We start from the raw sequence: 10,747 nt of genomic DNA on the forward strand, positions 1-10,747 counted from the left end.
CCCTCAATGAGAGCCGTTAGCTTCTGGATCACAATGCCGCAGCGTCAACTCCAGATGGGTATCTTTTAGATCCTTCGATAGAGCAACTACATTGCCTTCGCCATTTATAATCAACTCACTCTCGCATGCAACTATAGATAAAACTTCTGAAATAGAAATGCTACTAGATAGCTCACTGCCAATAGAGCTACTAACCATAAGTAAAACTTCTCTTTCATATGTAGAGATGTTTAAAACAATTGAAAATTGGTTCTTATAACTAATTGAGTATATAAACTCCCCTCCCTCAAAATCTCCTATCTCCTTAGGAGATGAAAGGAAAAATCGTTTCAAATCATTATCATCAAAATCAATGAACATACTAACCACCCTTTCCTGAACTTGGAACTACAGAGACAACTTTCCCCTTGTGGTTGACTATAGCTTTAATATTTCCTCCAGCATGAATGAATGTACCATCATATTTACCAGGACTTGCCTTACTGTTTTCAATGACAGATTCTACAACTGTTGATGGTACTCCTCTAGGGTCTACATATTTTTTCATAAAGACTTTGTACTCATAAAAAATAAAGAAAATAAAGTAAAGAAAATAAAGGATAAAGAAAATAAAAAGAAAATAAAGGACATCCATCTTCAGTGGCGTTGTTGATCAAATCAGAGCCTGGAAAGCCTGCTCCTAAAGGGCTTGCTGCCCTTAACTGACCTGGCGAACAGGCATGCCGAGGCCCAGCATTTTGTTCATCACCTTCACCCCAGCCAAAGCCTCTGCCACTTGGCCGTTGTAGTCGCGCAGACTCAGCTTCGGGCTGATGAGCTGCTTGTATCGCGACATAGCCGTTTCCGCTTTTGAGCGTTGGTGATAGCCGCTTTCCCTTTTCCACTCGGCCAGTTGCCCGGCTTTCAGCGCCGCCACTGCCTCGTTCCTTGGGTGACCTTGCTCCCAGTACCCCGCTGTCTTGCGAGGCGGGATGCTGGCTTTGGCGCCTTTTCTTTGCAGTAGCCGGTGGCAGGCTCTGCTGTCGTAAGCCCCGTCGGCGCTGACTTGGTCGATACGGCGGCGCAGAGGATTGAGCAGGCCGGGCAGTACCTCGCTATCACCGACGTTTTCCAGGCTGACTTCGGCGGCGATAGCCTCATGGGTCTGCGCATCGACGGCCAGGTGTAGCTTGCGCCAGACACGGCGCTTCTCCTTGCCGTACTTGCGTTGCTTCCACTCGCCTTCGCCATAGACCTTGAGCCCGGTGGCGTCGATAACCAGGTGGGCAACTGGGCCCTTGCTGGGCAGGCGGTAGCGGATGTTGACCGTCTTGGCGCGCTTGCTGATGCAGCTGTAACTGGGCGAGGTCAACGGCAGTTCCATCAACTGGAATAGCGAGTTGATAAAGCCTTCCAAGGCACGCAGCGGCAGGTCGAACAGGCCCTTGAGCATCAGCGCTGTCTCGATGGCGGTGTCGCTGTATTCGAAACCACGACCCCGACCGCCGTGATGCTGTTGGCAATGCCAATGGCGGGTAGCCGCTTCATCCATCCAGAAGGTTAATGAGCCTCGGTTAACCAAGGCGCGGTTGTAGTCTGCCCAATTGGTGATAGTGCGTTTAGCCTGACCCATCTGCTGTTCCCCATCGATACGTCGGGGATCGGATCACAGTCAGGCGGATTGGTTCACCGGATTTGGGAAACAACGCCATCTTCAGTCCATCCACGTTCAACACTACACCAGAGGAGCTTGTTGGCAAGGCTTTTGGCCATGATCGATGGAGGGGCATTGGAAACCGGCTCAAAACAGTCCAAAGAGGCAGCACCCGTTCAGGCCGTTCGCCTAAGCAGAGCCTTGTTGATTGGCTAGAGCAGGAAGGCGCTCAGCCAGCTTTTATCGCCGGGCCACTAACCCGTCGTCGGTGATGGCTTTGGGCGTAGGCGGCCTGGGTATGCTGGTGTCCTATCACCGTACCTTTCGACAACTGATGGTGGCCTACGGCCAGCAGGAAGCTGTCGGCGTCCAGGCCCAGCCGCTGCAAGATGGCGGGGGTATCGGCGGTGATAAAACCCCGCTTGTCCTGCCGTTGAGCTCGGCCTGTCCAGTCCACCAGTTCGAGATAATCGGCCAGGGCAAAGGGAATGCCCTTGGGCATGTCCTTACGGAAGTTGCCGACAAAGGGCAGCAGCGCCGGCTTGGGATTGCCGCTCTCAGGCTGGACCGCCCTCTCTGGCAACCGCTCTGACAAGGACACGTCCGGTGAATCCTCCGGCACCTCCACCACCTTGGCCCGAAGCGGGTTCAAATCCACGTAAGCCATGCAGGCCAGCAAGCCCGCTTCATCCAGTATCGCCTGGGACTTGAAACGGCTTTCCCAAAAGCGGCCCTTGCAGTTGTCTTCTTCATTGGCCTTACGGGCAAGGTGTTCGTTGAGGCAGCGCATAAACCAGGACAGGTCGCATAGTCGTTGTCGCCAGTCATCAACCAGCTGCTGGGCAGCTTCCCGCTCAGCATCGGAGGTGCATTGACCAGCCTGATAGCGGCTGACCAAAAGTGGCAAGGAAAACAAACGGTTCCAGCGCCTTATCACATCCTCATCAGCCAAGACCTCAGCGGCCTTGGCGTCGATATGCACCACCAGATGATAGTGGTTGGCCATCACCGCATAAGCGCAAAGTTCGATGGTGAACACCTCTTGCAGCTCGGCCAGCCGGGCCAACACCCACCCCTTGCGGTGGCTGTAGTCCTGGCCCGTCAGCTTGTCCTCACCGCACAGGAAAGCGCGGCGCACACAACGGCAGATGCAGTGGTAATAGGGCGTGTCCTGCACGGACACCAATTCAGAACGGGGACGGGTCATCTGGCTACTCCTTCAGCCAAGGGGACCCTCTAAGCCTAGAACCCCGTATCACAGCGTCAACTGAAGATGGGTGTCCTTTATATCCTCTACACCAGAGGAGCTTGTTGGCAAGGCTTTTGGCCATGGTCGATGGAGGGGCATTGGAAACCGGCTCAAAACAGTCCAAAGAGGCAGCACCCGTTCAGGCCGTTCGCCTAAGCAGAGCCTTGTTGATTGGCTAGAGCAGGAAGGCGCTCAGCCAGCTTTTATCGCCGGGCCACTAACCCGTCGTCGGTGATGGCTTTGGGCGTAGGCGGCCTGGGTATGCTGGTGTCCTATCACCGTACCTTTCGACAACTGATGGTGGCCTACGGCCAGCAGGAAGCTGTCGGCGTCCAGGCCCAGCCGCTGCAAGATGGCGGGGGTATCGGCGGTGATAAAACCCCGCTTGTCCTGCCGTTGAGCTCGGCCTGTCCAGTCCACCAGTTCGAGATAATCGGCCAGGGCAAAGGGAATGCCCTTGGGCATGTCCTTACGGAAGTTGCCGACAAAGGGCAGCAGCGCCGGCTTGGGATTGCCGCTCTCAGGCTGGACCGCCCTCTCTGGCAACCGCTCTGACAAGGACACGTCCGGTGAATCCTCCGGCACCTCCACCACCTTGGCCCGAAGCGGGTTCAAATCCACGTAAGCCATGCAGGCCAGCAAGCCCGCTTCATCCAGTATCGCCTGGGACTTGAAACGGCTTTCCCAAAAGCGGCCCTTGCAGTTGTCTTCTTCATTGGCCTTGCGGGCAAGGTGTTCGTTGAGGCAGCGCATAAACCAGGACAGGTCGCATAGTCGTTGTCGCCAGTCATCAACCAGCTGCTGGGCAGCTTCCCGCTCAGCATCGGAGGTGCATTGACCAGCCTGATAGCGGCTGACCAAAAGTGGCAAGGAAAACAAACGGTTCCAGCGCCTTATCACATCCTCATCAGCCAAGACCTCAGCGGCCTTGGCGTCGATATGCACCACCAGATGATAGTGGTTGGCCATCACCGCATAAGCGCAAAGTTCGATGGTGAACACCTCTTGCAGCTCGGCCAGCCGGGCCAACACCCACCCCTTGCGGTGGCTGTAGTCCTGGCCCGTCAGCTTGTCCTCACCGCACAGGAAAGCGCGGCGCACACAACGGCAGATGCAGTGGTAATAGGGCGTGTCCTGCACGGACACCAATTCAGAACGGGGACGGGTCATCTGGCTACTCCTTCAGCCAAGGGGACCCTCTAAGCCTAGAACCCCGTATCACAGCGTCAACTGAAGATGGGTGTCCTTTATATTATGCGCAAAAACCATTAACTCTCTTGGACTACCTTTATCAACGGTAACCCTCAGCGCGTCTTTTCCGTTGAGGATACTATCACTAGCAACCTTCAGAAAATACCTATAGTCTTTTGGAAAAGAAAACCCCAGGTCTTTTTCATAAGAGTCTAGAATTTCATCATCTGGAAGTATTTGTCTTTTCGGCAAACGCAGCCTTAACTCTTTCAGCTCAGATATTGCAGAATGTATATCCATAATAAAATCTCATCATGAAGTTAAAAACCAGCAGCCCTAGCTTTCCAATAAGCTTTTTTCCAACCATCGAACTCAGACCTATTAATTCCAGAGGGAATGTTTGATCCATGATTTATATGAATAACCTTGTTATTCTTTTGATGAAAGCTTTGTGTCACCTCCGCAATAGGTCCGTCTTGGGTCTGAAGCATATTGAAGATGGGTGTCCTTTTTATTCTTGACAGGGCATCCAGACTAGCCCGGAGAATCAAGCTTTAATTCTTAAGTATTTCAGCCTGGCGCCTAGAACCATGACTGCCATTTCTCTGCCGCTTCCTTACTCGAGGCTATTCCCTGATTGATGCCTAAAGAAAAACCGTCTGTGTCCTGCACATCCAAACCAGCATCCACATAATTGAGCACCTTGACATTCTCAATCATCTTGAATGGAGCGGGTTGAACCATTTGATAGGCCTGCAGGGACACCGGCATGCCGGGAAGCCAGACTTCAAAGAAGAACACATCCTGCTTTCGTTCGGCCAAAGCGATCAGGCCTTCCCTAAAATGGGCGAATCCTTTGTTTTCACTTTTCAGCGCCGCGATTTTGGCTTCCGCCTTGGCAACGGCATCAGCTTGGTCTTCCCCTTCAAAGAAGTGTACCGATCCGTCTTCCAGTATCAGATAGGGTACCAACAGCTGTCCTTGAGTCTGGCTGTCGCCCATCAGCGCGCTGTAAGCCATAATGGTGCCCAGATATTGACCTACGCTCTTTTCTCTTTCACTCATCTCTCACCTTGCCCTGGGCACAGAGGCCTTCCTAGAAATCAACCGGCGACACCAACTCCCCAGAACGGTATTTTTCCGCCAGGGGGATGGCCCTTTCGAAAAACTCCTGCTTAATCAGAGGAATAAAATTCAGACGGTCTCCCTTTTCAAAAGCAGCTAAATAGCCTTTTAATCGCTCGACGTCACCTTTGATGATGCAGGCAGTGATATGGGTAAACTGCCAGCCGCCGCCACGGTCGTAGACATCGTAATGAATGCGCAGCTTATGGGCCACCGATTCTGGCTGGAGCTGCTTTTCAAACCAGGAAAAGGCTTTAGCTTGTAACTCTGCGCCGGCGCTCTCTACCTCAAGAGGTCCATTCTCATTGATAACCTCTACATCGCCGGAGCTTGCCACAAAAAGATAAGAGCCTCTGTCAACGAAGACCGCTTCTTTGATGTCGATAAACCATCTAGGATTACCAACAAGGCTTAGCCAGGATCGCTGCGCATTGCGTAACGATTTCAGGTTGGGGTAACCCTCAAGCAGACCCTGTTCATCGTCCTTGAATGTAAAACACCAGTCCCCCCCCCCCTCATTTTCAAAGGGGAAACGGGCCTTAAAATACTTGACCAGTTCTGCTTTTTTCATCTTATCCTCCCGAACCAGGGGCACGGTGAATCAGGACTGGGATACCGTTGGGGTAACCGGCCTCCGCCACTGTCATCCCCGGCCTGTAATCAGCGCCAATGGCTTTCGCTGCCCTTTTGCTCAGTATGCTGTTTGGCGGTATACGGTAATCGTCTTTGCCAACCTTTTCAAAGACGGCTTTTTGGTTATCGCTGAGGCCGGCATTCCCGGTCTTCACCTCGATAAAGCCAACCTCGCCCGCTTCATTGCGGTAGACGATATCAGGTTTGCAGTAAGTCTGACCACAGCTGCTGAAGACTCGAACCTCTTCCTCTATCTAAAAAGAGAAAAGAGGACATTCATCTTTAATCCTTTAGGTATTCTAGGGTTTGGGATCCCACTGAGACCGCATCTGCAACAACCCTTCGTGCAGATCTCCATGCTCGAAAAGCTCTTTGAATAAAGAGAGAATGACCTCGACTTTCGTACAGACCATTCGCGCATCCCATTCATCGTCTCCGAATAGAATGTTGCCTCTGTATGGCTCATCACCGCTCTCCCACCACTCAAGCAGCTCGCTCTTGGGATCAGTGGCTCGGGTTAATGCGACCAATGTACACTTTTCTGGTAACGCCTTCATAGAAAGCTGCCGGATAAAGGAGGCTCTTGGAGTAATTACAGAAACGCGAACAAAGCCGCCATTTCCGAAAACATCACGAATTGCTGATTCCATGCTTTCCCAAACCGGTCCCTCTATCGTTATTGCTGGAGGAGGATAGGTTTTATCCCTATAGCAGAGCTCCAGAATAGGCCCTGTATTGTCATCAGAAAAATTACTATTTCCACTCATGGGAACCTCGAGTCCAAGTAAATGTTTTACCAGTCTCAGCTTCAACCAGCTTCAGACTATTTAGCCCTGCACGTTCAGCTGCTGCCATTATATTGGTAGACGATTGACAATAAGAGCATACTTCCTCTCCTCTAACAACAATTGACATATTACGACCACTAGTCAACCCCTTGTCATAAGCTCTTTGAATAACAGCGACCTCTGCGTGGGCGTTAGCCATTGTTGAGTTTGGCTTTCCAGGAGGAATCAGATCGGAAATTAATGTCGGTTTATTTGGGTCTGCATCTACTGACGGACGCGCCGTTTGGTTAGTATCGACCAATACATTTCCGCCAATGTTTGCCTCTGCTGTTACCGTCACTTCGCTGTTGGCTCCAATCAGCGCCAATGGCTTTCGCTGCCCTTTTGCTCAGTATGCTGTTTGGCGGTATACGGTAATCGTCTTTGCCAACCTTTTCAAAGACGGCTTTTTGGTTATCAACTGAAGATGGGTGTCCTTTTTATTTCAAGGGGATCCTTTAAGCCTAGATCCCCACATCACAGCGTCAACTGAAGATGGGTGTCCTTTTTATTTTAATAAGGCGTGTCCTGCACAGACACCAGCTCAGACCGAGGGCGAGTCGTCCGGCTACTCCTTCAGCCAAGGGAACCCTCTAAGCCTAGAACCCCGTATCACAGCGTCAACTGAAGATGGGTGTCCTTTTTATCCCTTAATCTCCTAACTTGCTAAATAGATACAATTTCCAGTGAACCACCTCTATCTCGCAGCTCTTCCAGACACTCTCTTAATACACCAAGCAAATCACGCCCTGAACTGGTTACAAAGTAGTTTGACAAACTTGTTATATCGTCGCTTATGTCGTTACCCCACGGTGGAGAAGACTTTAAATCTTCAATATCCCAGACAACTTGATCTGGAGAGAGCCTACTAAGCTCAAGGGTAATGATAGCTAATTCTTCTAAAGCTTGTTTTGCATCATTTTGTTCCAACTTTCCCTGATAAAGCTTTTTAAGCAAACAAGGGAAGCGAGATCCCCAACCACTCCTTTCCAACCTGTAGCTGATTGTTGAAAAAAAAGCATGAAAAAAATCTTGCCCTCCAACTTCGTCTGTAACACTTCCTAATTTCAATCCTACAGTCATGATTTCACCGTACAATATTAATGTCTTCAGCCTTTAGCGTTCCATTAGACTTTTCCACTATACGGCTGACAAAAGAAAATAAAGGACATCCATCTTCAGTCCATCCACGTTCAACACTACACCAGAGGAGCTTGTTGGCAAGGCTTTTGGCCATGGTCGATGGAGGGGCATTGGAAACCGGCTCAAAACAGTCCAAAGAGGCAGCACCCGTTCAGGCCGTTCGCCTAAGCAGAGCCTTGTTGATTGGCTAGAGCAGGAAGGCGCTCAGCCAGCTTTTATCGCCGGGCCACTAACCCGTCGTCGGTGATGGCTTTGGGCGTAGGCGGCCTGGGTATGCTGGTGTCCTATCACCGTACCTTTCGACAACTGATGGTGGCCTACGGCCAGCAGGAAGCTGTCGGCGTCCAGGCCCAGCCGCTGCAAGATGGCGGGGGTATCGGCGGTGATAAAACCCCGCTTGTCCTGCCGTTGAGCTCGGCCTGTCCAGTCCACCAGTTCGAGATAATCGGCCAGGGCAAAGGGAATGCCCTTGGGCATGTCCTTGCGGAAGTTGCCGACAAAGGGCAGCAGCGCCGGCTTGGGATTGCCGCTCTCAGGCTGGACCGCCCTCTCTGGCAACCGCTCTGACAAGGACACGTCCGGTGAATCCTCCGGCACCTCCACCACCTTGGCCCGAAGCGGGTTCAAATCCACGTAAGCCATGCAGGCCAGCAAGCCCGCTTCATCCAGTATCGCCTGGGACTTGAAACGGCTTTCCCAAAAGCGGCCCTTGCAGTTGTCTTCTTCATTGGCCTTACGGGCAAGGTGTTCGTTGAGGCAGCGCATAAACCAGGACAGGTCGCATAGTCGTTGTCGCCAGTCATCAACCAGCTGCTGGGCAGCTTCCCGCTCAGCATCGGAGGTGCATTGACCAGCCTGATAGCGGCTGACCAAAAGTGGCAAGGAAAACAAACGGTTCCAGCGCCTTATCACATCCTCATCAGCCAAGACCTCAGCGGCCTTGGCGTCGATATGCACCACCAGATGATAGTGGTTGGCCATCACCGCATAAGCGCAAAGTTCGATGGTGAACACCTCTTGCAGCTCGGCCAGCCGGGCCAACACCCACCCCTTGCGGTGGCTGTAGTCCTGGCCCGTCAGCTTGTCCTCACCGCACAGGAAAGCGCGGCGCACACAACGGCAGATGCAGTGGTAATAGGGCGTGTCCTGCACGGACACCAATTCAGAACGGGGACGGGTCATCTGGCTACTCCTTCAGCCAAGGGGACCCTCTAAGCCTAGAACCCCGTATCACAGCGTCAACTGAAGATGGGTGTCCTTTTTATTTTTAGAACCCCGTATCACAGCGTCAACTGAAGATGGGTGTCCTTTATATCCCTCTTTTCAGCGCCGCGATTTTGGCTTCCGCCTTGGCAACGGCATCAGCTTGGTCTTCCCCTTCAAAGAAGTGTACCGATCCGTCTTCCAGTATCAGATAGGGTACCAACAGCTGTCCTGGAGTCTGGCTGTCGCCCATCAGCGCGCTGTAAGCCATAATGGTGCCCAGATATTGACCTACGCTCTTTTCTCTTTCACTCATCTCTCACCTTGCCCTGGGCACAAAGGCCTTCCTAGAAATCAACCGGCGACACCAACTCCCCAGAACGGTATTTTTCCGCCAGGGGGATGGCCCTTTCGAAAAACTCCTGCTTAATCAGGGGAATAAAATTCAGGCGGTCTCCTCTTTCAAAAGCAGCTAAATAGCCTTTTAATCGCTCGACGTCACCTTTAAGGATGCAGGCGGTGATATGGGTAAACTGCCAGCCGCCGCCACGGTCGTAAACATCGTAATGAATGCGCAGCTTGCGGGCGATATGCTCGGGTTTGAGCTGCTTTTCAAACCAGGAAAAGGCTTTAGCTTGTAACTCTGCGCCGGCGCTCTCTACCTCAAGAGGTCCATTCTCATTGATAACCTCTACATCGCCGGAGCTTGCCACAAAAAGATAAGAGCCTCTGTCAACGAAGACCGCTTCTTTGATGTCGATAAACCATCTAGGATTACCAACAAGGCTTAGCCAGGATCGCTGCGCATTACGTAACGATTTCAGGTTGGGTCTCGCTTTCATGAATCCTTGCGTATCGTCTTTGATAGTAAAGGCCCAGTCACCGCCCCCTTCATTCACAAAAGGGTAGCGCGTCTTAAAATACTTGATCAGTTCCGCTTTTTTCATCTTATCCTCCCGAACCAGGGGCACGGTGAATCAGGACAGGGATACCGTTGGGGTAACCGGCCTCCGCCACTGTCATCCCCGGCCTGTAATCAGCGCCAATAGCTTCTGCGGCCCTTGGGCTCAGTATGCTGTTTGGCGGTATACGGTAATCGTCTTTGCCAACCTTTTCAAAGACGGCTTTTTGGTTATCAACTGAAGATGGGTGTCCTTTTTATTGTCCCGGCGCACACAACGGCAGATGCAGTGGTAATAGGGCGTGTCCTGCACGGACACCAATTCAGAACGGGGACGGGTCATCTGGCTACTCCTTCAGCCAAGGGGATCCTTTAAGCCTAGATCCCCACATCACAGCGTCAACTGAAGATGGGTGTCCTTTATATCTCTTTTATATCTCTTTTATATCTCTTTATATCTTTTATATCACTTTTTATTTCCTAAGAACCAAGTTCTTCCATTCTTTAGCATACTCGCACGTTAGAGGTTTCATCAGCCTTACAGCCCTATTAAATTCAGAAGAATCACATTGGTTAATTATTCCTTCTACATAACCAGTTGCAACTGCATTAGAAACATCATCATGACCTTCCATAAAAAACTCTACAACATCGAATATCCTTTCTAATTCACAGTCGTCAATATTGTCCATGTTTTCATAAACACACCTACCAAGAGCAGACAAAATTATTAATTCAGGAGGTTGATCAGGATGAAAAACAAAATTAATCTTATCAATCTCCACCGAAGAAGTTGGTATTATTTCAAACGTCAGCTTTATTAATCTTTCAGATTTCATATT

18 protein-coding genes are annotated in these 10,747 nt (G+C 51.1%); all 18 read right to left on the reverse strand.

Annotated features, from left to right (window positions below; translation table 11 throughout):
* Positions 1-3 precede the first annotated feature (3 nt).
* A complete protein-coding gene (locus PVT67_RS16550; RefSeq protein ID WP_301495567.1) occupies positions 4-360 on the reverse strand; it encodes a hypothetical protein in 357 nt (118 codons plus the stop codon).
* 1 nt (position 361) lies between these two features.
* Positions 362-634 carry a hypothetical protein gene (locus PVT67_RS16555; protein WP_301495569.1) on the reverse strand — a complete coding sequence of 91 codons (273 nt, stop codon included), beginning with the start codon at positions 632-634 and terminating at the stop codon, positions 362-364.
* 63 nt (positions 635-697) lie between these two features.
* Positions 698-1,612: an IS5 family transposase gene (locus PVT67_RS16560; protein ID WP_301494219.1), complete on the reverse strand. Its 915-nt coding sequence runs from the start codon at positions 1,610-1,612 to the stop codon at positions 698-700.
* A 250-nt stretch (positions 1,613-1,862) separates the two neighbouring features.
* Complete coding sequence (locus PVT67_RS16565; RefSeq protein WP_301495571.1) at positions 1,863-2,840, reverse strand: transposase; 978 nt, start codon at positions 2,838-2,840, stop codon at positions 1,863-1,865.
* Between the two features lie 234 nt (positions 2,841-3,074).
* Positions 3,075-4,052 (reverse strand): transposase, encoded by a 978-nt coding sequence (locus PVT67_RS16570; RefSeq protein WP_301495571.1) that lies wholly within the window; start codon positions 4,050-4,052, stop codon positions 3,075-3,077.
* 48 nt (positions 4,053-4,100) lie between these two features.
* Complete coding sequence (locus PVT67_RS16575; protein WP_301495574.1) at positions 4,101-4,373, reverse strand: SMI1/KNR4 family protein; 273 nt, start codon at positions 4,371-4,373, stop codon at positions 4,101-4,103.
* 20 nt (positions 4,374-4,393) lie between these two features.
* Complete coding sequence (locus tag PVT67_RS16580) at positions 4,394-4,564, reverse strand: HNH/ENDO VII family nuclease (protein ID WP_301495576.1); 171 nt, start codon at positions 4,562-4,564, stop codon at positions 4,394-4,396.
* Between the two features lie 91 nt (positions 4,565-4,655).
* Positions 4,656-5,138 (reverse strand): hypothetical protein, encoded by a 483-nt coding sequence (locus PVT67_RS16585; protein WP_301495578.1) that lies wholly within the window; start codon positions 5,136-5,138, stop codon positions 4,656-4,658.
* A 31-nt stretch (positions 5,139-5,169) separates the two neighbouring features.
* On the reverse strand, positions 5,170-5,769 hold the full coding sequence (locus tag PVT67_RS16590) for a DUF6990 domain-containing protein (RefSeq protein ID WP_301495580.1): 600 nt from the start codon (positions 5,767-5,769) through the stop codon (positions 5,170-5,172).
* Between the two features lies 1 nt (position 5,770).
* Positions 5,771-5,986 carry a hypothetical protein gene (locus tag PVT67_RS18830; RefSeq protein ID WP_419181018.1) on the reverse strand — a complete coding sequence of 72 codons (216 nt, stop codon included), beginning with the start codon at positions 5,984-5,986 and terminating at the stop codon, positions 5,771-5,773.
* A 144-nt stretch (positions 5,987-6,130) separates the two neighbouring features.
* Positions 6,131-6,598 (reverse strand): DUF6911 family protein, encoded by a 468-nt coding sequence (locus tag PVT67_RS18835; protein ID WP_419181019.1) that lies wholly within the window; start codon positions 6,596-6,598, stop codon positions 6,131-6,133.
* Entirely contained in the window at positions 6,585-6,986 is a 402-nt protein-coding gene (locus tag PVT67_RS16600) for a cytidine deaminase-like fold-containing protein (RefSeq protein ID WP_301495585.1), read from the reverse strand. The genes PVT67_RS18835 and PVT67_RS16600 overlap by 14 nt, the downstream gene beginning before the upstream one ends.
* Before the next feature lie 338 nt (positions 6,987-7,324).
* Positions 7,325-7,741, reverse strand: a complete 417-nt coding sequence (locus PVT67_RS16605) for an immunity 70 family protein (RefSeq protein WP_301495587.1) — start codon at positions 7,739-7,741, stop codon at positions 7,325-7,327.
* A gap of 264 nt (positions 7,742-8,005) precedes the next feature.
* Positions 8,006-8,983, reverse strand: coding sequence for a transposase (locus PVT67_RS16610; protein ID WP_301495571.1), 978 nt, complete (start codon positions 8,981-8,983; stop codon positions 8,006-8,008).
* 127 nt (positions 8,984-9,110) lie between these two features.
* Complete coding sequence (locus PVT67_RS16615; protein WP_301495588.1) at positions 9,111-9,320, reverse strand: hypothetical protein; 210 nt, start codon at positions 9,318-9,320, stop codon at positions 9,111-9,113.
* Positions 9,321-9,351: 31 nt separating this feature from the next.
* Complete coding sequence (locus tag PVT67_RS16620) at positions 9,352-9,951, reverse strand: DUF6990 domain-containing protein (protein ID WP_301495590.1); 600 nt, start codon at positions 9,949-9,951, stop codon at positions 9,352-9,354.
* Between the two features lie 120 nt (positions 9,952-10,071).
* Positions 10,072-10,248 (reverse strand): hypothetical protein, encoded by a 177-nt coding sequence (locus PVT67_RS16625; RefSeq protein ID WP_301495592.1) that lies wholly within the window; start codon positions 10,246-10,248, stop codon positions 10,072-10,074.
* 130 nt (positions 10,249-10,378) lie between these two features.
* The gene (locus PVT67_RS16630) at positions 10,379-10,744 is read right to left on the reverse strand and encodes a DUF7674 family protein (RefSeq protein ID WP_301495594.1); all 366 of its coding nucleotides are present in this window, start codon (positions 10,742-10,744) and stop codon (positions 10,379-10,381) included.
* Positions 10,745-10,747: the final 3 nt, after the last annotated feature.

The organism is Gallaecimonas kandeliae (assembly GCF_030450055.1).
GTDB classification, from domain to species: Bacteria; Pseudomonadota; Gammaproteobacteria; order Enterobacterales; family Gallaecimonadaceae; genus Gallaecimonas; species Gallaecimonas kandeliae.